The organism is Variovorax paradoxus EPS (assembly GCF_000184745.1).
In the GTDB taxonomy this organism is placed as follows: Bacteria; Pseudomonadota; Gammaproteobacteria; order Burkholderiales; family Burkholderiaceae_C; genus Variovorax; species Variovorax paradoxus_C.
On record NC_014931.1, the window covers coordinates 5,088,138 to 5,113,259 of the forward strand.

General features: G+C 56.8%; 21 protein-coding genes. 2 read left to right on the top strand and 19 right to left on the bottom strand.

Annotated features, from left to right (window positions below; genetic code table 11):
• Positions 1–122: 122 nt before the first annotated feature.
• A complete protein-coding gene (locus VARPA_RS30760) occupies positions 123–752 on the top strand; it encodes a YjbF family lipoprotein (protein ID WP_167330555.1) in 630 nt (209 codons plus the stop codon).
• Positions 749–3,793 (top strand): YjbH domain-containing protein, encoded by a 3,045-nt coding sequence (locus VARPA_RS23315; RefSeq protein WP_013543043.1) that lies wholly within the window; start codon positions 749–751, stop codon positions 3,791–3,793. Before VARPA_RS30760 ends, VARPA_RS23315 begins: the two co-directional genes overlap by 4 nt.
• A 182-nt stretch (positions 3,794–3,975) precedes the next feature.
• On the opposite strand, the gene VARPA_RS31200 is transcribed toward VARPA_RS23315, so the two are convergent.
• The 19 genes from VARPA_RS31200 to VARPA_RS23375 form a co-directional block, all read right to left on the bottom strand.
• The gene (locus VARPA_RS31200) at positions 3,976–5,277 is read right to left on the bottom strand and encodes a hypothetical protein (protein ID WP_144299025.1); all 1,302 of its coding nucleotides are present in this window, start codon (positions 5,275–5,277) and stop codon (positions 3,976–3,978) included.
• 210 nt (positions 5,278–5,487) lie between these two features.
• Complete coding sequence (locus VARPA_RS23320) at positions 5,488–7,209, bottom strand: polysaccharide biosynthesis protein (protein ID WP_234974820.1); 1,722 nt, start codon at positions 7,207–7,209, stop codon at positions 5,488–5,490.
• 413 nt (positions 7,210–7,622) lie between these two features.
• Complete coding sequence (locus VARPA_RS23325) at positions 7,623–9,878, bottom strand: polysaccharide biosynthesis tyrosine autokinase (protein ID WP_144299027.1); 2,256 nt, start codon at positions 9,876–9,878, stop codon at positions 7,623–7,625.
• Positions 9,875–10,309 (bottom strand): low molecular weight protein-tyrosine-phosphatase, encoded by a 435-nt coding sequence (locus tag VARPA_RS23330; RefSeq protein ID WP_013543047.1) that lies wholly within the window; start codon positions 10,307–10,309, stop codon positions 9,875–9,877. The genes VARPA_RS23325 and VARPA_RS23330 overlap by 4 nt, the downstream gene beginning before the upstream one ends.
• Positions 10,310–10,422: 113 nt before the next feature.
• Positions 10,423–10,833 carry a VanZ family protein gene (locus VARPA_RS31205; RefSeq protein ID WP_167330531.1) on the bottom strand — a complete coding sequence of 137 codons (411 nt, stop codon included), beginning with the start codon at positions 10,831–10,833 and terminating at the stop codon, positions 10,423–10,425.
• Positions 10,826–11,407: an acetyltransferase gene (locus tag VARPA_RS23340; RefSeq protein WP_013543049.1), complete on the bottom strand. Its 582-nt coding sequence runs from the start codon at positions 11,405–11,407 to the stop codon at positions 10,826–10,828. The genes VARPA_RS31205 and VARPA_RS23340 overlap by 8 nt, the downstream gene beginning before the upstream one ends.
• A 14-nt stretch (positions 11,408–11,421) precedes the next feature.
• On the bottom strand, positions 11,422–11,982 hold the full coding sequence (locus tag VARPA_RS23345) for a sugar transferase (protein ID WP_013543050.1): 561 nt from the start codon (positions 11,980–11,982) through the stop codon (positions 11,422–11,424).
• Positions 11,966–12,925 (bottom strand): UDP-glucose 4-epimerase family protein, encoded by a 960-nt coding sequence (locus VARPA_RS30765; RefSeq protein ID WP_013543051.1) that lies wholly within the window; start codon positions 12,923–12,925, stop codon positions 11,966–11,968. The genes VARPA_RS23345 and VARPA_RS30765 overlap by 17 nt, the downstream gene beginning before the upstream one ends.
• A gap of 115 nt (positions 12,926–13,040) precedes the next feature.
• Entirely contained in the window at positions 13,041–14,270 is a 1,230-nt protein-coding gene (locus VARPA_RS30770; protein WP_013543052.1) for a glycosyltransferase family 4 protein, read from the bottom strand.
• A gap of 107 nt (positions 14,271–14,377) precedes the next feature.
• A complete protein-coding gene (gene galE / locus VARPA_RS30775; RefSeq protein ID WP_013543053.1) occupies positions 14,378–15,394 on the bottom strand; it encodes a UDP-glucose 4-epimerase GalE in 1,017 nt (338 codons plus the stop codon).
• Positions 15,395–15,436: 42 nt separating this feature from the next.
• On the bottom strand, positions 15,437–16,648 hold the full coding sequence (locus VARPA_RS30780; RefSeq protein ID WP_013543054.1) for a glycosyltransferase: 1,212 nt from the start codon (positions 16,646–16,648) through the stop codon (positions 15,437–15,439).
• A 1-nt stretch (position 16,649) separates the two neighbouring features.
• On the bottom strand, positions 16,650–17,984 hold the full coding sequence (locus tag VARPA_RS23350; protein WP_013543055.1) for an O-antigen polymerase: 1,335 nt from the start codon (positions 17,982–17,984) through the stop codon (positions 16,650–16,652).
• Complete coding sequence (locus tag VARPA_RS31910) at positions 17,972–18,523, bottom strand: DapH/DapD/GlmU-related protein (protein WP_080559410.1); 552 nt, start codon at positions 18,521–18,523, stop codon at positions 17,972–17,974. Before VARPA_RS31910 ends, VARPA_RS23350 begins: the two co-directional genes overlap by 13 nt.
• Positions 18,520–19,740 carry a hypothetical protein gene (locus tag VARPA_RS31210; RefSeq protein WP_013543057.1) on the bottom strand — a complete coding sequence of 407 codons (1,221 nt, stop codon included), beginning with the start codon at positions 19,738–19,740 and terminating at the stop codon, positions 18,520–18,522. Before VARPA_RS31210 ends, VARPA_RS31910 begins: the two co-directional genes overlap by 4 nt.
• A gap of 63 nt (positions 19,741–19,803) precedes the next feature.
• On the bottom strand, positions 19,804–20,889 hold the full coding sequence (locus VARPA_RS23355; RefSeq protein ID WP_013543058.1) for a DegT/DnrJ/EryC1/StrS family aminotransferase: 1,086 nt from the start codon (positions 20,887–20,889) through the stop codon (positions 19,804–19,806).
• Entirely contained in the window at positions 20,886–21,479 is a 594-nt protein-coding gene (locus tag VARPA_RS23360) for an acyltransferase (protein ID WP_013543059.1), read from the bottom strand. Before VARPA_RS23360 ends, VARPA_RS23355 begins: the two co-directional genes overlap by 4 nt.
• Before the next feature lie 17 nt (positions 21,480–21,496).
• Positions 21,497–22,444: a Gfo/Idh/MocA family protein gene (locus tag VARPA_RS23365; protein WP_013543060.1), complete on the bottom strand. Its 948-nt coding sequence runs from the start codon at positions 22,442–22,444 to the stop codon at positions 21,497–21,499.
• 41 nt (positions 22,445–22,485) lie between these two features.
• Complete coding sequence (gene tviB, locus VARPA_RS23370; RefSeq protein WP_013543061.1) at positions 22,486–23,793, bottom strand: Vi polysaccharide biosynthesis UDP-N-acetylglucosamine C-6 dehydrogenase TviB; 1,308 nt, start codon at positions 23,791–23,793, stop codon at positions 22,486–22,488.
• A 168-nt stretch (positions 23,794–23,961) separates the two neighbouring features.
• The gene (locus VARPA_RS23375; RefSeq protein WP_013543062.1) at positions 23,962–25,035 is read right to left on the bottom strand and encodes a polysaccharide biosynthesis/export family protein; all 1,074 of its coding nucleotides are present in this window, start codon (positions 25,033–25,035) and stop codon (positions 23,962–23,964) included.
• Positions 25,036–25,122 lie beyond the last annotated feature (87 nt).

Below are 25,122 nucleotides of genomic sequence, written 5' to 3' on the forward strand. Positions count from 1 at the left end.
TCCCAATGGGAGGGCATTCGCTGAAAGCTCCGCGCGTTGGTTTCGCCACGCGACTTTTAAAACGTTGCCTTTGGGCAACGTTTTATTTGGGCGTTGGCGGTTGTTCCTCCGGGTCTTCAGCCATGCTGGATGCCGCTCGGCTCGTATACAACGGCCAAACTGCGGCCCAGCCGGATTTCAATCCAGCCTATCGCTATCTGCGGACACAGGTCGGTGACCGCACCCTTTTCATGGTGCTCGGCTATATCGATCAGCGGGCCGAGGGCCCTGTCGAAGTCTGGTACAGCGGCAGCGGTGAAATTGTCAGGCTTCTGAACGGTCAGCTCGTGGGCACCACCGGGCTCAGCACCGACTGGCGAAACGTTCGATTCACTGGACTGCCTGCATGGCCAACTCCCGATGCGACCAGCACCTCAAGCGGTTCGGGCCAAGGCTACACGCGCCTGCGTGATCTCATGCCGGGCTATCGCTTCGGGATTCGCGACGAAATCGTTCGAACTCCCATCTCACCACCACAGAACACCTCCCTCGCAGGCGCTAATCCCGCCTCCTTGCGTTGGTACGAAGAACGCAGCGTGTCGCGGCCATCCACGGCCTCACTGCCTGCAGCCCGCTTCGGGATATCGAACTCGTCGGGAGCACCGCAGGTCGTGTATTCAGAGCAGTGCCTCACCAGCGACTTCTGCATGAGCTTCGAACAATGGACGCCCTCCGCACCGGCGGCCGGTAGATCGGCAAGTTCCGGCACATGAATCCCTGGGTTCGCGGTATTGGCAAACGGCATTGGCCTCGTCGAGCGGCCATCGCGTGCGCGTTGGCGGCAAGTTTCGGCGTCTCGGCGCAACCACTCAGCACGGCCACGAAGACCGAGGCGACGAATGACGCCGACGTGCGCCCCGGCGAGCGCCTGAGCACCTGGCTGTTGCGCCAGCCCGCCGATGCCGCCTCTCCCGGCCTTGCATGGCGCGTGCCGCAGGAACGACTGGCGCAGCAGTTTCTCAAGAACACCCTGCTGGTTCGCATCGAGTCGATCAACCGGCGCTCACCCCGTTCGGAACAAGCCGATCGCCTGAGCCTGATTTCCTGGCTACAGGCCTTGCCGGTCACAGGCCGGGTGGCACTCGGCATCGTGGACCCACGCTGGCTGCAGGCGCATCCTGAAGAAGACCCGGTGCTGGCGGCCGGCCAGCAGCTGGTTGCCGCGCCGCCGAACCTGAAGACCATCGCGGTGGTCCGCCCCAGCGGGGAGCTTTGCCATGTGACGCATGAAGCCGGCCGAACCGCCTGGGACTACGTGGCAGCCTGCGAGCCCCGAGGCCCCTCCGACTGGGCCTGGGTCGCGCAGCCGGATGGCCGCACCGCCCGCGTAGGCGTGGCCCCCTGGAACAGCGAGCCTTCGGACGAACCTGCGCCAGGCGCGTGGATCTGGGCGGCTCCCCGCGAGATGCCCGACCTGGTCGCCGCTTCCGAGGGGATCATCAAGTTTCTCGCCACGCAAGGCCCCTCGCCTCAAGGCGACGTTTCATCGGCGGGTATTTCCGCGCAACCGGGAGCGCAGCAACCTTCGGCTCCCGCGCCGACGATCACGCCGTCGACCACCGTCTCCGTGCGCCCCGAAGCGGCGCCGCAGTACAACGCCATTCGCACCAGCAGCAACGATTGGGGCGAGACCGGCCTGCTCCAGACGCCCACCGCACGCATGGGCCAGGCTGGCGACTTTCGGACATCGATCACCCATGTTTCGCCGTACACCCGGCTGAACGTGATGTTCCAGCCGCTGGACTGGATGGAAGGCGGCTTTCGGTACACGTCGATCAGCAACCGTGCCTACGCCGCGAGCACCACCGGTCAAAGCAACAAGGACAAGAGCATCGACCTGAAGTTGAGGCTCATGCGCGAATCCGCCTATGTGCCCGAACTCGCGCTCGGTTTTCGAGACATCGGCGGCACCGGGTTGTTCTCCGCCGAATACCTGGTTGCGAACAAGCGATATGGCGATTTCGACTTCAGCCTCGGCATCGGCTGGGGTTATCTCGGCAACAGCGGCAACATTCGTAACCCGCTGACGCTCCTGAGCAGCCGCTTCGACACGCGCAGGGTGAGTTCAGCGCAAGGCGGCGAAACCAATTTCGGCGCCTTCTTCCGCGGCCCCGCGGCCCTGTTCGGCGGCGTGGAATGGCGCACCCCCTGGGAGCCGCTGACCGTCAAGCTCGAATACGAAGGCAACAACTACAAGAACGAGCCTCAGGCCAACAATCAGCCGCAGCGCACGCCCTTCAACATCGGCTTCGAGTACCGCTATTCTCCTGGCGTTGCTTTCTCCGCCGGCCTGGAGCGCGGCAACAAGCTGATGGTCGGCGTGACGCTGTCCACCAACGTCGCAACGCTGCGGGCACCCAAGCCGGCCGATCCGCCCCAGCCCCGCTTCACGCCCCAGGCGCCGCAGAACCCGCCGGGCTGGGCGTCGACAGCGGCCGAGATCGAAGCCCGCACCGAATGGACGGTCCAGCGCATCGCACCGCAAGGCAGCGGCGTGCACGTGTGGATCACCGAGAGCAACACCGTCTACCGTCAGGCGCGGGTCGAACAGATCATTGCCGTGCTGCATCGCGATTCGCCCGCGTCGATCAAGAGCTTCATCCTGCACTACAACGAACGCGGCCTCGCGATGCACGCGCAGGTCGTCGATCGGGGCGAATGGGTTGCCGAGCACTACCAGGCGCAGTCGCCCGCCGAAGCACGCGCAGCCAGCCAGCGCGACTACGCGCCGCACCAGGACGCGAGCGAAGACCGGCTGTTCCTGCCACCGGAAAAGATCGCCACCGCCGCCACCACCGATAACGCAGCAACCGCGTCCGCGCAGCAGCAGTACACCGCGGCATTGGCGCCATGGGAACGCCGCACCGAGAAGTTCACCTATGGCGTGACGCCGTACTTCTCGCAGATCATTGGCGGCCCCGATGCCTTCATGCTCTACCAGATCGGTGTTCAGGCCACGGCGGAATACCGCTTCACGCCGAGCACATGGGTGAACGGTGCGCTGAACTGGCGCCTGCTGGATAACTTCGACAAGTTCACCTACACCGCGCCCAGCAATCTTCCACGCGTGCGCACCTTCCAACGCGAATACGTCACCACCTCGCGGGTGACGATGCCGGTGTTCCAACTGACCCATGTGGGCCGGCTGAGCGAAGACCAGTACTACAGCGTTTACGGCGGCGCCCTCGAATCGATGTTCGCCGGCGTGGGTGCCGAATGGCTGTATCGCCCATGGCGCAGCAAGTTCGCCCTGGGCATCGACATCAACCATGTGCGCCAGCGCGACTTCCAGCAAGACTTCGGTCTGCGCGACTACAAGGTCAACACCGGCCATGCCACGCTGTACTGGGACACGGGCTGGAACGGCGTGATGACGAGGATCAGCGCCGGCCAATACCTGGCCGGAGATCGCGGGGTCACGCTCGACATCAGCCGCCGCTTCGACAATGGCGTGATGGTTGGCGTCTACGCGACCAAGACCAATGTGTCGGCGGCGCAATTCGGCGAAGGCAGCTTCGACAAGGGCATCTATATCTCCGTGCCGTTCGATGCATTCCTGCCGAAGTCCAGCAAGTACTCCGCGGGCTTTGCGTGGTCGCCGTTGACGCGCGATGGCGGTGCGAAGCTGGGGCGGATCAACCCGCTCTACGACATGACGTCGGTCCGCGACCCGAAGGCTTTCAGCTTCGCGGCGCCGGAGAACAAACAGCCGAAGGCTGGCGACAACATTCTCAATTTCGAGAATGCACGATAGACGCGACCCAACAGCGTAACGATGTATGGCGAGCGCTGTGCAGAGCGACTTCTCCACTCTCGCAGCCGCATTGGTCATGAATACGGCTGCGTTAAGTGGCGGCATCTGCGCTTCCGCCCTCACCAATTGTTCGGTACTCCTCAGAGCACAAGGAACGCCTCGTGGTCAGGCAAGGACTAGAGTCATCTCAACGGTGCCGCCCCCTCCGAAGAGGACTTTAATTCCGTAAACTTTCCGCCTCCGGATGTATAAGTGGCCGGCAACTGGGCGCGACGGTGACCGTTAGCCATTGCAGCATTGATCTCCACGGGCGCATAACTAGCCATGGCCGCCACCCCTCGCATAGGAGCGCCCTTGGCGTCCCATGAGTACTCGTCAACATACAGTGCTCGCTCGTACTTGCCCTTCGGAATGATTCGCGAATAAACACCGACGGAAACCACAGCTGTCCCCGAACTGGCTCGAGGACTTCCCTCGCCACGGATGCGAACGTGATTCTCATAGGCAGAGTCGGATCGGACGACGCCCGGCCCCGAATAACCGCCCTTCGAATCGACACTCACCGCATTCCGGTATGGAACTGTGTCAGCGTCGAGAGCCCGAAACAGGACAGCGCCCTGCGCCATCTCCGAGTCCGTCACAGTCACCGTGATTTCATTCGATCGACACTTGCCAACTATGTTCACGGCATACGCCGCCGAGGATGAAGTTGGGCGCATGCTCCGAACTGTCGCCGTGATGCGATTGGACTCTACATAGTCCTGATTTGAATAGGCAGCCAGTTGGATAGGTGCCCCACTATTCCCCATCGAGTCGAGCTTCACTTTGTTTCTCTTGGAACCGTTCGAGATGTAGACGCAATGCCGAGGAGTATCGACCGACGTCACCGTGAACTCGCAATCGTCCGCGCCAGCAATTAACAGACCATATCCGTTGCTGTTCGTGCCACCACCAGTCATTCCAGAAAAGCGCAGATCCCCGGTCCATCGCCGCGGCTTGGCAGATTTGCCTCGAGACCAGATCTGGACCCCCACAGTCAGCCTAGATACATCCAAATTAAGTCGCACGTCGCGAACGTCGTCGCCATCGGGACTCACGGCACGCTCAACAGTAGATCCACCAGCGCCGCTGCCAGTAATCTTCCCGTTGACAGAAGATCCACTTCCAACGCGCAACAGGTCAAGGCCGGGGGTGCCACCTATGAAGTTCACATTCCGAGCCTCGACACCAGCTGGAACAATCAATCCCGTATTGATTCTTGCGGGAGCGTGCTCAAAGTCGATCACCTTCTTTCCCGAGTTGAGCGCAGCTTGCGCCGCCTGCGACACATCCGCTACCCCATCCCAGCTTCCGCCATACGATTTCGCTTTCGCCACAGCGTCATCCGCGCGAGCCGTCGAGGTCAGCGACGTACATAGCCCTGCAAGCAAGAAATATCTCCGATTAGCCGTCACGATTATTTTCTGCATCAACGCCTTGATCATCGGTTCATTATGGAAATCGCAAGGGACGCCCGCATAACCTAAAAACTACAAGAAAGAGATTCTTGATGCGAGTAGCGCCTGCATGATCATTGCCACCGACGCGAAGGATCCTCGCGGCTCACGAGGGAGCCCCGATCCTCGCCGTGCGAGTCAGATCACCGCAAGCGTGTCCGAGAATTTTCGTTCTGCGTAGCCAGCCCGACTGGCAACTCAGAGTGCAACGGCCATCGGCAGTTCCGAGTTGGCACTCTCTTCGGTGCAATTCACAACAGTCAACGACCTGCGATTCCGCTCCATGTGCACCCAGTCGACCACTTCCGCGTGAGCGCGGTAGCCGGGCAGCATCTGCTGCAGCGTTCGCTTGAGCGCCGGCACGTCGCTGTTGCGAAGCGCGGCGGTCAATACGTCGAACTGGCGCCAAAGCTCTTCCTCGGGGAGGCAAGGCTCGTGCGCCTTCATCACGCGCGGGTGCGAGGTCTGCAGGGCGTTGTCGCCGATCAGCAGTTCCTCGTACAGCTTCTCGCCGGGCCGCAGGCCGGTGATCTGGAGTTCGATGTCGCCATCGGGCGAGTTCTCGTCTCGCACCGTGCGTCCCGACAGTTCAACCAGGCGGCGCGCGAGGTCGATGATGCGCACCGGCTCGCCCATGTCGAGCACGAACACATCGCCGCCTTCGGCCATTGCGCTGGCCTGGATGACCAATTGCGCCGCCTCTGGAATGGTCATGAAGTAGCGCGTGATGTCCGCATGCGTCAGCGTGATCGGGCCGCCCGCTTCGATTTGCCGGCGGAACAGCGGAACCACCGAGCCGCTGGAGCCCAGCACATTGCCGAAGCGAACCATCGAGAAGCAGGTGCCCGATTTTTGTTGCGCGAGCCCCTGCAGAGTCATCTCGGCCAACCGCTTGCTGGCGCCCATGACGTTGGTCGGGCGCACCGCCTTGTCGGTGCTGATGAGCACGAAGCGGCGCACCTTGCATTCCATGGCGACCCGCGCCGCCGTGAGCGTGCCCAGCGCGTTGTTGCGCACGCCTTCGATCGGGTTGTGCTCGACCAGCGGCACATGCTTGTAGGCGGCGGCGTGATAGACGGTGTCCGGGTGCCAGGCGCGCATCACTTCACGCAAACGCGCCGCGTCGCACACCGACGCCAGCAGAGGAACCACGTGGATGTGGGGCGCCAAGGCTTCGAGCTCCTGATGGATTCCATAGAGCGCGTACTCGTTCATCTCCACCAGCAGCAACGTTTTGGGCGAAAGCTGCACGATCTGCCGGCACAGCTCGCTGCCGATGGAACCGCCCGCTCCCGTGACCAGCACGACTTGATGGCGGATGTTCTTGTGCAGCAAATCGCCTCTCGGCGCGACCGGGTCACGCCCCAAGAGGTCTTCGATGTCGACCTCGAGCAGATCGTGGACCTGCACTCGGCCGTTGGCCAGATCGGCCAGTGCCGGGAGCGTCCGCACATGAAGATGCAGAGGCAGCAACTGGTTCAGGATCTCCGCCCGGCGCCCACGGCTGGACGAAGGCATCGCCATCAGCACATCGGTAATGCCGTGCTTCGCAGCGTTGTGCTCGAGCCAATCGGGCGAATGGATGGGCAGCCCGTGAAGGGTGTTGCCTTGGAGATGCCTGGCGTCGTCGATGAAGGCACGAACCGACATCTCGCGGCTCTGGGCCAATGCGGCAGCCAGTTGCACCCCGGCGCCGCCGGCACCGTAGATCACCACTTGCGGCAATGCCTTCCGGTCGAGCGCGCTCATGTACATGCCGCCCAACCAGTAGCGCGCCAACATGCGCGAGCTGGCCACTGTCAGGAACAGCATCATGGGCATGAGGAACCCGACCGTCCGCGGAACCCCGCTCACGCCGATCACGGAAAACACGAGCCCGTAGCCGATGCCGAAGAACGTGCAGGCACGCACGATGGCCATCAATGCGGCGGGACCGGCGTAACGGAAGATGGCCCTATACAGCCCGAAAACGATGAAGAGGGGTAGCGCGCCGACAATCGCCGCGCCTACCGCCGTCCATTGAACTCCGCGAAGGGTTACCCACTGCTCGTAACGAAGGCTGAACGCCACCCATACGCACAGGACGCAAAGCGCTGCATCGACAGCCAGCGCCAGCAGGCGTTTGGCAGGGCGGGGCAACGCAAGCAAGGGTGCTGCAAGGCGGTTGATGAGGGATCGCACTTAGAGTTAATAGTTGTTTTAGCGAACAACAATTTTCTCCGAAGGTCCCGCCCTTGCCTCCCCTATTCAGGGTATCAACTCTCTCTAAAATGTTAACGTGTGTATCCAATGTCGGATAACGTCACCGCGGCCGGTAGGACACGGCTGACGCGTCAAGCGGCATCTTTGTATTTGTATTCGGTGTACCGGTAACCGCCGTATTTGTAGCCATAGCTACCGTAGTGCCGGCGTGAAAGATCCATGCCGTTGAAGACAACGCCGCTGACCCGCTGGCCTGCATGGGCCAGGCGCTTGACGCTCTCGCTGAGTTCGCCGATCTGCGTGAGGTTGTCGCGCGCCACCAACAGAATCGCGCCGGCGTGTGCCGCCACCGCTGCAGCATCGGCCGCCACCAGCACGGGTGGACTGTCGATCACCACGAGGTCGTAGCGGGCCGACATGGCTTCAAGGAATTCCCTCAACGTAGACGACAGCATCATGCTGGCCGGATTGAACGGGTAGTTGCCCGTGGTGAGAACGTCGAGGTTCGGCGTCACTTGGCTGTGGATCGCCTGCTCGCTGGTCATGTCACCAGAGAGGATGTCGGCCAGCCCGCCCTTGCGCGGCAGGCCGAAGGCTGTGTGCAGGTGGCCCTTCCGCAAGTCGGCGTCGACCAGCAGTACGCGCCGGCCGGCCTCGGCCATGATGGCCGCGAAGTTGCCTGAAACGAAGCTCTTGCCGACACCCGGCGTGGCACCGGTGATGAGCACGCGGTTGTTGTCGGTCTCCATCAACGCCAACTGCAGGGAAATGCGCAGGTTGCGCAAGCTTTCCACGGCAAGGCTTTCCGGCTCGTTGATGGCCAGCACTTGGACGCCGCCGACGCCACCCGCAATGCGTTGCCCGATTCGCTCCTGCTCGATGGCGAGTGGCACGACGGAGTAAACGTTCAGGCCTAGGCGGTCTTCGATTTCTTGCGGATTGTTAATGCCGCTGGCCATTTTGCTGCGCAAGATCGCAAAAGCGACGCCGGCCAGCAGGCCGAGCACGAGCGACAGCGCAACGATCAAAGGCTTTTGTGGCTTCACCGGTTTCTTGGGCTCGGTCGCTTTGTCGAGCAGGCGCACGTTGCCGACCTTACCTTCCTTGACCAAGCGCAACTGCAACGAGCTGTTGAGCAGCGACTTGTAAAGCTCGCCATTGACACGGACATCGCGCTCCAGCCGCAATGCATCGCGCTGAACAACCGGCATGGCACTAACACGGCTGTCGATTTGAGCGAGTTCGCGATTGATGGCTGATATCTGACCATCGATCACGCCGACCTTGGGGTTCGTCGCAGTGAAGCGCGCGCGTAGGTCACGCCGCTGCTGCTCCGACTCGAGCAGTTGCTTTCGCAGTTCGACAGTCTGATTCAGCATGGCCTTGGCCTCCTCGTCGAAGGCGATGGTCCCGTTCTTGTTGCGGAAGCTTGCGTAGGCGTCTTCCGAAACTTCGAGTTGCTTCTTGAATTCGGGTAGTTGGTCGTCGAGGAATTCAAGTGTCTTCTCAGCTTCGGCCGCTTTCCGCTCGATGTTTTGGTGCACGTACTGCGCGCCGATCTCATCGAGGATCCGCCGCAAACGATCGCGATCACTGTCCTCCAGCGACACGCTGATCACGTTCGATTGTTTGCCCTGCTCGCTGAGTTGAACCCGCCTTTGCAGCTCCTCAATCGTCGCCAGCAGGGAAGCATGCGAAACAACGAATTCGGCACCAGGTTTTCCGTCCAGTTTCGACACCATCAGTGCGATGGTGCCTCCGGGTATCACCTGACTAAGCAGCTTGCCAACGGTGCCAGACAATGGGGATGGCAGGTCAGGATGGGCGAGCGTGTACTGCCCATCGGTCTGCGCGGTGATCACGAATGGCTGCTGATCCTCAAGTGCCGCGGGCACGTTAAATTTTTCAATGTCTATCGCCTCAGTACCCGACACATAGCCATCGAAGCCAAAAAGCCCCGGCTCAGACAGATTCTTCGCACGCCGTGCAAGCCATTCTCCAATCACAGGGATACGGCGGGGCTGCGCGTCGATGTAGAGGCGCGTTGCCTCCACTGCTCCACCGATGACCAAGCGCGATCGAAGGATCTGAATTTCGCCTGTTGCCGGCGTCTTTACGTCGAACAGGTTCGCCGTATCACCAAGGAAGTTCTTTGCGTCGGGCGCTGAGTCTTCGACCTGGATTAGCAAATTGGACTGATAAATAGGCGTGGACAATAACGCATAGGCGACACCCAACACGACGGCGACAAAAGTAATGCCGGCCACCAACCACTTGCGATCGATCAGGATGTCGAGGTATTCGGACAGGTGGATGACATCGTCATCATCGCGCGGGGTAACGATAGGAGCCGTCGTGGGCATCGGAGTAGAAGCAAGAGCAGTCATGAGAGTTTCTTGATGCGTTCGACCCACGCACTGGCGCCGTCGTCGATGAGTTTCAGGGCTCGCTCGAAGGCCGGCTGGCCCAGGCGATAAGGATCGGGGATGTCGACGCGTGCGACCTCGCCGAGACGAAACAACTTGCCGCGTGTGAGCGGGTGCTTCTCGTTGATATGCAGTCGTTGCTCTTCGTCCATGACCAGGATCAGGTCGGCTTCCTGGCACATCCGGCTGGTCAGTTGCCGCGCACGATGAGACTCGATGTCGAGGCCGCGCTTGGCCATGAGTTCACGCGCCAATGCGTCAGCGGGCTGGCCCACAAGTGCACCCACGCCGGCGGACGTCACCTTGATGTTTGGCAAAGCAGCGGCGATCAAGGCTTCTCCCATCGGGCTGCGGCAGATGTTTCCGATGCATACGACCAGTACGGACTTCATCGCGTGAGCCGCTCGCTTTGGCCAACGGCATTGAACAGCCGCAAAGGACAATTAATCACGGTTGAAACTCCCTTTTCTTGATGACATTTTAGTTGCTGGTTGTCACGTGGCTGTTACGCCCGCTGGCCGTCAACCGAAAGCCTCTTGGCAAGCCACGGCCACATCAGCCGGGCGAGCATCTCGCCGAACAGAAGTCCAACGCCGTCAGCCAACAGGTCCGCCCACTCGGCAGACCGGTCAGGAGTGGAAGCCTGCAGCGCTTCGATGAGCCCGCCATACGCGAGGAGCCCCAACAGAACGGCGGCGGTGCGCCCCGGATAAGCGCGATGCGCCCAAAAGGCAAGCATTGCAAAAGCCAGCAGATGGTTTGTCTTGTCCCAACCGGTGGATGGCATCGGAGTTGTGGCGGGCGCGAGCGAAAGCACGAGCACCGCGACGGCACACGCCCAGAACACGATGCGGGAGACCCGGCCGAATCGCTGTCCGGTCGTGCTGCTTCTTCCATGAGTAGTGTTGTCAGGCACGCGCCACCACCTCGCCCGGAAGCAACACACGGTCTGCGGCCACCTTGGCCCCTTGGGCGATTGAGGCGCCCACCTGCATCCACGCACGGCGCCCCAAGATGCTGCCACCGGCCATCCCGGCATTCACGCCCAGATGGCCGAACGGCTCCATCGTGCAGTCGTGATCGACAACCGCACCGCAGTTCACGATCACGCCTTCCCCCAGCTCGACGCCAGTGCCCACGACAGCACCGGCCATGACGGCGCTGCCTTGGCCTATCGCAGCCCTGTGCGATACAGCGGCAGCGGGGTGAATCACCGTTGCCAAAGCCAACCCCTCCGCCTGCACGCGCTGGTGCAAAGCTTCGCGCAACGCGTTGTTGCCGATGGCCACGAACACCGCATCGACCTGATTCCTGTATGCGCCCAGCACGGCCGTGGTTCCCCACACCGGCCAGTCCCACAAGCGTTGAGCAGCCTCGGCCGCATCGTCGAGGAACCCCGTCAACACATAGTCGTTTCGGAGCAGGACCGCTTCCGCAACGCTGCGTCCGTGGCCGCCTGTGCCGATGATCAGCAAACGCTTCGTTGCCATCGTCGTCCTTGCAATCAATGCGTCACGCCATCGCGCTTGAGCACTTTGACGAACGTAAGCCACAGGATGCGGATGTCGAATGCCAAGGAACGGCGCTGCAGGTATTCAGCATCGAACTGAACCTTCACCGGAATCGGCAATTCGTCGCGCCCGTTGACTTGAGCCCAACCCGTGAGCCCCGGCACCAACAAGTGCACGCCATGGCCCGTCCGCAAATCGATCAGGTCTGTCTGGTTGAAGAGCGCCGGACGCGGCCCTACAAAGCTCATATCGCCTTTGAGAATGCTCCAAAGCTGCGGTAATTCATCGAGGCTGGATTTTCGTAATAGCGGACCAATCGATGTTAAATGCGACTTCGGATCCGTTAACAGATGCGTGGCGACAGCAGGTGTACCGGTCCGCATGCTGCGGAACTTCGGCATCTTAAAAATTCGATTATTCCTACCAACGCGGTCGGACCAATAAAGTACGGGTCCTCGGGAAGTAAGGCGGACCGCCAAGGCGACCAAGACTAAAGGCACTAACAACACGGCAGCCGCGCAGAGCGCTAAGAGCAGATCAAACAGGCGTTTCACTCAAATATTCCTCTACAGCTAGCCGAAGCCCTTCATTGAGATCCAGCGGGGGCTCCCACCCGAGCATTTGCCTAGCCTTATCTCCGTCCACCTGCAAAGAAGCACAAAGGCTTTGCGCAAGAGTTGCTTTGCCCAGCACACCGGCCCCTACTTTTATCAGACTCACTGGAAACGGAAGAAGACGCGGCGATTTTTTGAGTGCAACACCCATTCGACGTAACAAGTCCACAGTCGAAACATCCTCACCATCGCAAGCTAAAAAAGTCTGAGACGCGGCAGCCGGATGCTCGATGCAAGTGACTATCAAATCGACGAGGTTCTGAATACCAATATAGCTACGTCGATTACTGCTCACGCTTCCGAGCGGCAACGGCCAACCCTTTACCAAAGCGCGCACCAAGCGAGCAAAGTTACCCGGTGCGCCGGGACCATAAACCATTGGTGGTCGCAAAATGACGACCTCAAGCCCTGTGCGGGTAGCTATTTCCTGCAAACCACGTTCAGCTTCCAACTTGGAAATCGCATAGTCCATCATCGGCTGTGGCGTATCGGATTCGGAAAACGGAGCACGACCATCTGTAGTCGATCCCATCACCCCAATAGAACTGAGAAATATCAAGCGCTTTACTCCGGTGGTAGCAGCCTGCTCCGCCAAATTCAACGTCCCGTCTCGATTAATCCTACGAAATTCAGCAAGCGGGTCTGAATTTCTTTCGATCAATACATGGGCTCTGCCGGCACAGTGAACAATGCACTCGACTCCTTCCAACGCATTCTGCCAGTTTGTATCGGAGTCTATATCACCGATCTCAAAGGAATTTGCCCCGCCTGCCGTGTCCCTGCGCACGAGCGACCGCACCGCAACGCCGCGCTTCTCGCAGGCGCGCACCACAGTCGACCCGATAAAGCCGGAAGCACCGGTAACAGCAACTAATTTTTTCATGATTGAAAACCAAGCTCCATCATTAAAAAATAATCAATTTACGCAAAGAAAATAGATGTTTATTGAGAAAAAGCAACGTACTCAAAAAAACCTTCAATACATTCTCATGCGTACGCTACGCTTTGCAGATCACATCAGCCAACTTAGCAGCTAACATTGAATACTCGTGATTTTCCAATACATATCGACGCCCGTTTGCCCCCAATTTTTCGCGATCTATTGACGGCATTTGGTAAAGCTTGAGAATAGCTTGGGCTACCGCTCTCGAGTCCTCGGCTGGAACGGTTAATCCCATTTCAAACTTCTCAACAACATCGCCCGCACCCGAGAATGAGTGCAAGATCGGCTTTCCCGAATACATGTATTCAGGCAATTTATTTGGCGCAATACCAAAATCATACAAAGGATCTTTTTTCCATCCAATATATAAAACATCAAATCGAGCAAGCAAGTTTTGAATTTGATTTTTTGGAATGGCATCCATAAAAATAACATTCTGCAAACCTCGATCTATTGCAAACTTCTTTAATCGTGAACACTCCCTCCCGGCACCGACCAAGACGATCGAAATACCAGGTACATCTTTCAATTCATCGGCGGCTTGGAGCAAAACTTCCATAGCATTCGCAACGCCCAAAGTCCCCGCATAGCCCACTAAAAACTTATCCGCTGGCAAACGTCGCGCTGTGGTGGACGATAACTCCTGTGGATTTTTTACCTCGCCCAAAGAAAATCCGTTTGGGATCCACGCAAATTTGGCTCTGTCCATACCCCGTTGCACCATGTGCTCAACTGCCATCGGCAAATTCGAAATCACGCGCTCGGAGTGACGATATGCAGCGTCCTCGATCCATTGTAGAAATCGGATAAAGGGGTGTCGAATTGAATAGCCTCCTAACTTCACGAATGTTAGCGGCCAAATATCGCGCACCTCAAATATTAGACGAGCCCTGAGCCGCCAAGTCAGATACTTGGCACCCAAAAATGATATCAAAGACGGTGACGAGCACAGAATTGCAACTGGATCATCTTTAATAATCTTGCGCAGGCCACAGAGACGCCATGCAAAGACAAACCAATTCAAAATTCTCTTCTTGCTATGGGCGTGCTCGTACCGCAATCCGCGCAGCCATATGTAGTGGATCCCATCAACAATTTCTAGCATGTGATTTTTTTCGAGTGCGGGAGGCGCACGAAGCAAATGCGTATAGCTCGCAGAAATCAGATAAACTTTAAATCCAAGGCGTACCAGTTCTTGAGCCAGATAGTAATGGCGTCCACCCATTCCCGCGGCCGGCGTGCTCGCATAATGATTTATGATCCAAACGGTTTTTTCAATACGCATATATATTTAAGCCTATCCCAAACCTTCACGAGGGTCGGAGTCTCGTAAATCCGCTGCAATGGCCTTTTCTTTTGATTCATAGACGCCATCCACCCCCATTCAAATGCTCACGCACTTGGCAAGCTATTTTTTTGCCAGCGCCAAGCATCCGTCATCATTTCAGTCAGAGATCGATTCGCTTTCCAATTTAACTCCATTTGAGCCTTAGTTGGATCTGCCCAGCATTCGGCGACATCTCCAAGCCGGCGCCTCTCAATTTCGAAATTGATAGATCTCCCACTCGCAATTTCAAAAGCACGAATAACCTCTAACACGCTGTATCCTCGGCCGGTCCCTAAATTCCATATATGTAGTCCAGCTCTTTTATTAATTGCCTCCAGCGCACTCAAATGACCTTCGGCCAAATCCTGAACGTGTATATAGTCCCGTACACCGGTTCCATCTGGCGTTGGATAATCATCTCCAAAGACCCGAAGAACATCTCTCCAGCCGGCTGCCACTTGACTAATATAAGGAATCAAATTATTGGGGGGGCCATTTGGACTTTCCCCAATAAGGCCGCTCGGGTGCGCTCCTGCGGGATTAAAATATCGAAGTATTGCAATATGCCAAGCAGGTTTCGCGGCAGCAATATCCTGAAGTACTTCTTCGACCATTGATTTAGATCGGCCGTACGGACTACTGAGCTTGCCGGTCAAACACCGTTCGCTTACTGGGTTCTCGACGGGATCGCCATAAACCGTTGCTGATGAGCTGAACACGAGCCGTCGGACATTTGCTTCTTCCATCGCCTCACACAAAAATACGGTGCCAGCGACGTTATTTTCGTAATAGCGCAAAGGATCGCTAACACTTTCCGCAACAGACTTGAGCCCCGCAAAGTGCAATACAGCATAAACTTCATTTTCGGAAAAAATCTGATGCAAGCAGCTTTTGTCTCGTATATCACCCTCAATAAGCCGAAGTCCTCTTTTTGAAATATCTTCGACTCGCCTCACGGTATCGGCTGAACCATTGGAGAAGTTATCAAGAATTACCACGTCATAGCCGGCTTCGAGAAAGGTAACTGCAGCATGAGAGCCGATATATCCCGCTCCACCCGTAATCAGTACTTTTTTGTTCATGAGACTATTATGTTCTTTGATTGAAAACTCAATTACGTTAGTTCAAACCTTATTGCAATCAAAGCATCCAATTTTCTCCAGCAGCATTCTTGCTGAATTTTTCGACGTCCATCCAGCCGTCAAAACCTCTCCCCCGAGTTTGGAAACGCTCGTATAGAACTCCGCATCCTCGGCAAATAATTTTATCTTCTCTGCGATCGCTTCAGCATCTTGTTGAGGCACCGTATTGTTGAATTCATCCGTGAGAAGTTCCTGGATAGATCCAGTTTTTGTCGAGATGCAGGGTATTCCAAATGACATCGCTTCCATCAAAGACACCGGAACCCCCTCATGATTTACCGGATCCAATTCAATGCTTGGCAGCACGAACAGGTCCACCGAGCCGAGTCGATACATTTCCATTAGTTCAGAATGAGCGATCTGCCCTAAAAAATTGACCTCTTCAGCCAAATTTAAATCAACTACCATTTGACGCAAACTCTCGAAAAGGGGGCCAACTCCGGCGATTGACAACCTTACTTTCAATCCATCTTCTTTGAGAATAGAAAGAGCCTTGAGGAGGTATTTATGCCCCTTTACTTCGATTAGATTCGCGGCGCACATAACGCGCAAAAATTCACCCTCAAATGTTCGTACCGGAGGACTTCCCTCAACCGCGACACCCATCGGAATCACACTGATCTTTTCTTCAGCAACGCCGTATTGCAACGAATCTTTCGCACCTCGGCGTGAGATGAATCTTATAAATTTTCCAGCTTTAGATTTAACGGCTAACAAGTTGTTTTCGTAAATATCCCAGCGGTGGCAAGTTAGCGACCACGGAACCCCGGACATAAGACAGGACAGCATCACCATTGACGATGTTGTGCCACCCCAATGGACATGGATGTGAGAAATATCATTTTTGGAAGCCATCCTTGCAAGCCAAGCAGCCTTGGGAATCACAGTTAAATTCTTGATAAACTTTTTGTTTGGTCTGGAGTGCCTTAGCAGAAATGCAATTGCACGCAATACTCGCAACGGCTTCAAAGCAAGATAAGCCAGAAAGCCGGCTAACACATCAGCGGAAAATAATTTTTTCCCCTTGGAGCGGACTGACTCAGTCTCTAGCCAAGTATCTTTTAAGTTACCTCGAGGATGCAGAGGGACCACCAAAAGACTTTCAACAGACTGCGATAGTGCATCAATCTCAGCCGCAAGAAACTCCTCCCCTGCTCCATAGGGGAAGGTAGCGGTGACATAAAAAATCTTCACATCAAACTTTCAATCGAATCCGTCTGCTCACATATAGAAAGGTGAGGGGCAGCAGAACAGCCTTGAAAAAAACCAGAGAAAACGCCAGGAAATCATTTGCAACCAAGTTGAGCATGCTTCCCAGAAACATTAATACGCCGGTTGCAAAAATCGGGTCATTCTTCCGCTTGGCCGCCAGCCGAACAACGAACCGAAGAAAAAAAGCCATGAAAATTCCGAAGATCGGAATGCCCAGCATTCCGAAGTCCATATAAGGGGCGGTCAGGATAAAAAATTGCCGCCCAATGTTCATTTGGGATTCGCCATAAAATATTTGAACATACCAATTTGACAGAGGCAGAGGCCGGCTCTCCCATAAAAAGCTTGGTATGACAAAAAGAATGGCTCGAAAGGAATACGACCCAAATCCCAAAGAAAATCTCTCACCTAATGAACGAATGATTTGCGGAAACGTTTCAAACGGGATCGCAAAATTTCCGTCTGTCAAAGTGTAGAAAATACTAACATCATTCTCTGTGGCAGATTTTTTTCGATCTGCAAGAATTTCAAAAATCTGTCCTATTTCTTGGTAGCTTTCGCCTCTAGTTATTCCAACTAGGTTAAGTGTTAAAAAGCCCAAAAATCCGACCACAAGAAGTACCGGAAACGGGATCTTTTTAATCATTACGTGATAACCGCCAAGAGAAGCAGCTGTTAAAATAACAAGCACCGCACGTCGCCCCATGATTGCAAAAACAACGATCAGGACAGAGACAAAAAAGGCACCGAGCAGTATTAATTTCTTATTTTTTTGCGTGTATCCGGTATATAAAACCACTATTGCGCAAACCACGATCCAGTCGAATCCAATTACATATTGCGAAGCACCGGCAAAGGTCTCAGTTACCTTGTACCCCATCAATATATAATTCATCAGCCCCCCAAATTCGCTCGCGAGTTGCTGAATCATAAGTAAACTGGCCACCAACAGGAGGATTAATGCTGGCCAAGGAACAGTTCGGTACGAAGAAATCGGCAGTTCGACAAATTTATTTTTTCCTTCGGATAGATGCGTGTAAAAGAACGCGAACACCAAATTGAAAATGGCCGCCAATACTGTTGCGAATGGAATGAATTCGACAAACTCCGCATAATATGGGCTCAATCCGGGATCAAAATCAATATTCAAACTTGCACGGATCGCCAATGGAAGCACATAGAGCATCTCCGTGAGTATAAAAATGCTAGGGATAACGTAATAGAACGCATCCAGACGACTTGGTTTTTTTGTCGCAATCAGCATAAGGAAAAATGCGGCGACAGACAGCAAATAGAAGCTGAGCCCTAAGATTTGCATTTTGCTATCCTGTTGCGTTTAATGAATCTTGCCGGAACGCCACCCCAAGTTTCATTTGCAGGAACATCTCGATTAACTACGGCTCCGGCGGCAATTACCGCACGATCGCCGATTTGCACTCCTTGCAATATGACAGCCCGAGCTCCTATCCAAACTCCATCCCCTATCACCGAGGGAACGGCAGGTTTATCTGTCGATCCAATTTCCTCACCTGCATCGCGCGCTTCATAAGGCGAAGTTGTCCAATGATCCAATCGGTGCTCGGTAGGTCCCAGGATCACAGACGGCCCGATCGAGCAATATTTTCCTATGCGAGCACATTGAATTATCCCGCTGCCAAGATAGGTGCCCGCCCCGATGGAGACCTGCCGCCCGATAAGCGCTGCTCCAATTGATCTAACGCCTGCGATCTGCGCTTGGGGGCTCACGCGAGATGCCCAATCTAGATCAACACCCAAAAAAGAAGCACGAATCCAGCCAACACGGTAGTAAATCCATTTTGTCAATGCTAAAAATAGATTTTTGATTATCTTATTCATGAGACAACTTGCTTTTTCAAAACAGCACGCACTTTAAGGCGACAAAATGCAGCCGCAAGTACTTCAGCGAATAACCAACAAAACATTGCCGCTCGAGCGCCGTTCTCTTCCTCTGCCGAAAGGGTGACGGCAAAAAAAGATAGTGCAAAAATTGTGCACTTGGCTATCGTTAGAATGGAGTTAAACCTTAGATTCCCTGTCGCAGAAAGCCTGAGCCCATCCATCCTAAGAGCTAAAGTTGGAATCAAGATAAATACGGCCACCTGCATTGCGGGGGCGGCATGCACGAATTTTCCCGACCCAAAAATCTCAATGGCATAAGGAATTCCAAAGGAAAACAATCCCATAAGAAAAAATAATCCGATCAAAATCAGATTACCCAAACGAGCTCCGCTTACCAAGGCGCGGTTATCTGCATGTTTGCTCCATTTATTTAAAATTATTGGAGAAAGGGCTTGCAAGGGAAACGCAAATGCATTAACCAACATGAGGCACAACGAAAAATATCCGACCTGCTCCAGCCCGAATACCTTCCTCAATAACCATAGGCAAAAAAACATTTGAAAAACGTTGGAAATCGCCTGAAGAAAAACTTCAGTGCCACTGGTTATCAATGGGCCAATTCGTGGAACTGTTCCTTTTGCTTGCGCAAGTTTTTTTCTCGGAAATACAAGATAAGCAGCCGGCACCAGCACAACTGCGGTCACTCCATAAAGGAGTGCCATGTCTTCTTTCAGGCTTGCTCCACCCAATACTCCAATGGAAGCGATGAGCAGGAAGGAAACTGTCGGTAGCACCGTAATCAGATGAAAGTGAAGTCCGTCCTCTAACGTCAGAGCGACTCCTCGCCAAATATTTACCAGTACGGCAGAACTCGCGCCAATCCCCACGCTAAGAGCTAAGGCAGTATTTGGACTCAGGTTTTTCTGGAAAAAATAGGAACACGCACCAAAGAAGGCAATCAAGACGCAGGAGTAAAAGATCGAGGCTCTAAACAGCCAATTTGGTGATGCTCCTTCTCTATTTATTGCCAAGATTGAGCTTTGCGGAAACCCAAAACACCCGAAGGCGACCAGCAGATCAAACCAAGACTTTGCCGCCGCAAATGCGCCTTGGGCATCAACCCCTTGAGAATGCGCGATTACCAAGGAGAAGCCAAGCAACATTAGCGGCGCGAGTGCCTGCAAAAAAATTGCGGCTATGTATTTAGCCTTCACGCCGAACTCAGCCTAGCAATAAGTACTGGCGGAGGGTTTTTGCTCTTGAAGCTTGCATTTGAGTCAAGCATTGGCAAGTTGCTGTGCGATCCAAAGTTGGTCTGTCTTGCTTAGATATGGACTCATAGGAAGACTCAACACCTGCTGCGCAGCCACATCTCCGAGAGGCAACTTAGCTAGGGCGTCTTTTACAGCGGGCTGATGATTCAACGGGACTGGATAATGAACGACAGTAGGGACGCCGGCTTGTTTCATACGTCCCTGCAGTGCTTCTCGATCATTCACACGCACTGTGTATTGAGCCCACGCACTTTGGTTATACGGCTCGACATAAGGGGCGCCAGCAATACCGCCCTCCCCCAACAAGCGCCCATATTCCGCAGCCACCCGCTGACGGCTCGCAATTTCGTCGTCGAATATCTCCAGCTTGGCCAGCAGCACCGCAGCCTGCAACGTATCCAACCGGCTATTCACACCTACCCGAATATGGTGATACCGCCGATCCTGCCCATGCCGAGCAATCTGCCGCATCACCTTCGCCAACTCGTCGTCATTCGTGAAGATCGCCCCGCCATCGCCATAACAACCCAACGGCTTGCTCGGAAAGAAGCTCGCACAAGCAATCGTGCTGAGATTGCAACTCTTGCGCCCCTTATAGGTAGCGCCAAAACTCTGCGCCGCATCCTCAATCACCGGAATTCCGTGCTTCGCGGCAATCGCATTGATCGCGTCGAAATCCGCACACTGCCCATACAGGCTCACCGGAACAATGGCCTTGGTCCGCGGCGTGATCGCCGCCTCCAGCAGCGCCGGGTCCAGGTTGTAGGTACGCGCATCGATGTCCACATACACCGGCTTGGCGCCCAACAGCGCCACCGTCTCGGCAGTGGCGATATACGTAAAGCCCGGCGTAATGACTTCATCGCCCGGCCCGATACCAAGCGCCATCTGCGCGATCTGCAAAGCATCCGTCCCGTTCGCCACGGTGATGCAATGCTTCGCCCCCGTATAGGCAGCCAGCTTCTCCTCCAGCTCGGCCACCTCAGGCCCGAGGATGTATTGACCGTGCGCCAGCACGCGCTGAATCGCCGCGTCGATCTGGTCCTTGATGCGGGCTTGCTGGGTCTTGAGGTCGATGAATTCGATCATGGCGTCTTCTTGGCGTCCAACTTGGTCACGGCATTGCCGTCGAGTACATAGCGCGCGCCGGTGTGCGCGCAAATGGCTTCGGCTGCGCCTTGCAGCGGCAACGGGAGTTGCTCGCCGAATTCGCTCATCCAGCCGATCTGCCTGGCGGGCACGCCGACCATGAGCGCATACGCCGGCACGTTCTTGTTGATCACGGCGCCGGCACCGACAAAGGCGTATTCGCCCACGGTGTTGCCGCAGACGATGGTGCAGTTGGCACCCAGCGTCGCCCCGCGTTTCACGAGGGTGCGGCGGTATTCGTCCTTGCGCGTGACGGCCGAGCGCGGGTTGTAGACATTGGTGAAGACCATGCTCGGCCCGCAGAACACGTCGTCTTCCAGGGTGACTGCGTCATAGACGCTGACGTTGTTCTGGATCTTGACGTTGTGGCCGATGGTCACGTCGTTGCCGACGTAGACGTTCTGCCCGAGCGAGCAGCCCTCGCCGATGGACGCTTGTGCGCTGACATGCACCCAGTGCCAGATGCGGGTGCCGTCGCCGATGCGGGCGCCCTCGTCGACGATCGCGGTGGGATGCGCTTTGTAAGCCATGCCGGTCTCGCGGCGCGTCAGGCGAGCTGCCGCACGAACGGATGCACTTCGCCCTGCTCGCCCTTGACGGGCGTGGCGCTGCGGATCACGTTGACGGTCTCGATGCAGTGGCGCGCATCTTCGAGGCCATAGCCGCGGCCGGCCAGAATTTCCTTGTAGCTCACGGTGTGCAGGTCGGTGAAGCCTTCGGAGAACTCGAGCTTCTCGCCGCTGATGTCGATGTTGCGGAAGGTGGTCTTCTTGCCCTTCACGTCGGACGGCAGATCGTTGGCATCGATGGACAAGAACCAGCGCACGCGCGCGCGTTCGTATTCGAGGTAACCCGCGGCCTTGGCCGTGCCGCTGTAATGCACCACGTTGCGCTGCAGCTTTCCGAAGATGAAATGCAGCATGTCGTAGAAGTGCACGCCGATGTTGGTCGCCACGCCGAACGACTTGCGGTTGTCGCCCTTCCAGCTTTCCATGTACCACTTGCCGCGCGAGGTGATGTAGGTCAGCTCGACGTCGAACTTGGTGTCCGCGGGCGCCGCTGCCACCTTGTCGCGCAGCTTCAGGATGGCGTCGTGATGGCGCAGCTGCAGGATGTTGAAGACGCGCTTGCCGGTTTCCTTTTCAACGCGTTGCAGTTCGTCGACGAGGTCCGGCGTGGGCACGAGCGGCTTCTCGCAGATCACGTCGCAACCCAGGCGCAGGCCCGCCGCGATGTGCGGGTGATGCAGGTAGTTGGGGCTGCAGATCGCCACATAGTCCAGCGCGGTCGCGGGGTTGCGCTTGAGTTGCTGCGCGTGTTCGTAGAAGCGTTCGAACTCGGTGAAGAACTCGCTCTGCGGCGAGATGCTGTCGATGATGCCGACCGAATCGTTGATGTCGTAGGCCACCGCGAGGTGGTTGTCCGTGTCCTTGATGGCACGCATGTGGCGCGGAGCGATGTAGCCGGCGGCGCCGATGAGAGCAAAATTTTTCATGTCGAGGAAGAAACGGAGAAACGGAGAAACAGGAAGTGGGCTTACAGGCGGAACACGGAGAAGCCGCTGTTGCGGGCTTCCTGTGCGTTGAACAGGCTCTTGACGTCGACCAGCACGGGCTGCTCGCCTCGGCACAGGGCGCGCAGCTCGGACATCGCCGCGCCGCGGTATTCGTTGTGGCCCACGGCAACGACCAGCGCATCGACCGGGTGGTCTGCATCGACCTTTCCGAGTTGAAGGCCGTACTCGCGAGCCACTTCTTCAGCTTCCGCCCACGGGTCCACAACCTCCACGGAAGCGCCCCATGCCTCGAACTCGCGCACCATGTCCACGATCTTGCTGTTGCGGATGTCCGGGCAGTTTTCCTTGAAGGTGATGCCCAGCACGCCGATGCGGCAACGCGGCACGTCCATGCCGTTCTTCAACATCAACTTGATGGTGTTGCGGGCCACGTAGCGCGCCATGTTGTCGTTGATGCGGCGGCCGGCCAATATCACCTGCGGGTGATAGCCGACCTGCTCCGCCTTGTGCGTAAGGTAGTAGGGGTCCACGCCGATGCAATGGCCGCCCACGAGGCCCGGACGGAAGGGCAGGAAATTCCATTTGCTGCCCGCGGCCTCCAGCACGTCGAGGGTGTCGATGCCCAGGCGTTCGAAGATCACCGAGAGCTCATTGACCAGCGCGATGTTCAGGTCGCGCTGCGTGTTCTCGATCACCTTCGCGGCCTCGGCCACCTTGAGGCTGGTGGCCTTGTGCGTGCCGGCGGTAATGATCTCGTTGTAGAGCGCATCCACCAGGTCGGCCACTTCGGGCGTGCTTCCGCTGGTGATCTTCTTGATCTTGGTGAGCGTGTTGACCTTGTCCCCCGGATTGATCCGCTCCGGGCTGTACCCGCAGAAGAAGTCGACGTTGAACTTCTTGCCGCTGAATTTTTCCAGCACGGGTACGCAAACCTCTTCCGTCGCGCCCGGGTACACCGTCGATTCGAAGATCACGATGGCACCGGGCTTCATCACCTTGCCGACGGATTCGCTGGCCTTGATCAACGGCGTCAGGTCGGGCCGGTTGGCGTTGTCGATGGGCGTGGGCACGGTCACGATGAAGACACCGCAGTCGCGCAGGTCGTCGAGGTGCGATGTGAAGGCCAGTTGTGCAGCGGCCTTCAGTTCTTCGGGCGTGGTTTCGAGCGTGTGGTCTTGCCCGTTTTGCAGCTCGGCAATTCGCTTGGCATTGATGTCGAAGCCGACCACCTGGCGCTTCTTGCCGAACTCCACGGCCAGAGGAAGGCCCACGTAGCCCAGGCCAATGATCGCGATCGGTTGATTTGAATGAATGGCTGCTGCTTGCATGATGGATGGCTGGAACAAAAAAATTGACGGCCTGGTTCCTGGATAAAGAAGCCCTGCCGCCATGCCGCGCGTGCTCATTCGAGCGCCCACGGCTGATGTCTTTCGATTCAGGTGAGTCCATGCCCCGCCGTTGCGACGGTGGTGAACCCTCTCCGCTCCCCTGACTGACTAGCGATGCCTGACGTAAATCTCGCTGGCGCTGTTGGCCACCGATGCCGACGGCAGGATCAGGCTGACCACGCGGTTCCACTTGACCAGCGGCACAGGGTCGATATAGACCACGTCCTGCGACTGCAGCCGGAACTGGCTCGCGATCGCCATGGCGGCCGGGTTCTTGGCATCGAGATTGAAAACGGCCGGCGCGCCCGTGGCGCCTTGGCGAATGACGTAGATCTGCCCCGCGTTGGCCGTCGCATTCTGGGGACCGCCTGCCTCGCCCAGCGCCTCGCTCAGGCTCAGGCGGCCGTTGCTTCGCATGTTCAAAGCCAGCGGCGCCACGACCTCGCCCATGAGGAAGATCTTGGAGTCTTCGCGGTGCGCCACGCGAACGGTGTCGCCACTCTTCAATGGAATGCTGTTGCCGTCATAGCCGGCCTCGCGCAGCCGGGTCATGTCGATCGGAATCGACCTGCCATTGCGGATGAGCGTCAAGGCAGAGAGGTTGCCGTTGGTGGTGATGCCGCCGGCCCGGTTGATGGCCTCGTTCAGCGTCATCGGCACGTCGGTGATGATTTGCGAGCCAGGGGTGCGCACTTCACCTTCTACGTAAGCACGGCGGCTTCTGAAGGACTGGATGCGCACCGTCACTTGCGGGTTCTCGATGTGCGGCATCAGCAATTTGCGGATCAGATCGGAGGCATCGCCTTCGCTCAAACCGGCGATGCGCACACGGCTGATGTACGGAAAGGCGATCTCGCCTTCGGAATCGACGATGAAACCGGGGGCCACTTGGACGCCAGTCGGGTCGGCGGTCTGCGAGATAACGGCGCCTGCGTTTGGCAGCAGCTCGGGGTGGTCATAAACGATCACGCCCACCACGTCGCCGGGCGCAATGGTGTAGCGCTCGCTCTTGCCGAACAGCGCCTGCACTTCGGGAGGCACGCCCTTGGGCGCGGTCTCGTTCAGCGTGCGCACGAGCGCGAGGGAAATGGGGGTGATTGCGCCTTCGGGGGCCGCGTCGGGCAGGTAGCGGAACTGCGATGGCAACTCTTCCCGACCGTCGTAGGGTTCCACGGTACCCATGCCCGGCACGATTGCGCAACCTTGAAGCACCATCGCACCTGCAAGTGCCAACGCCCACGCCAAGACGTTCGAATTTCTTCTCAATCT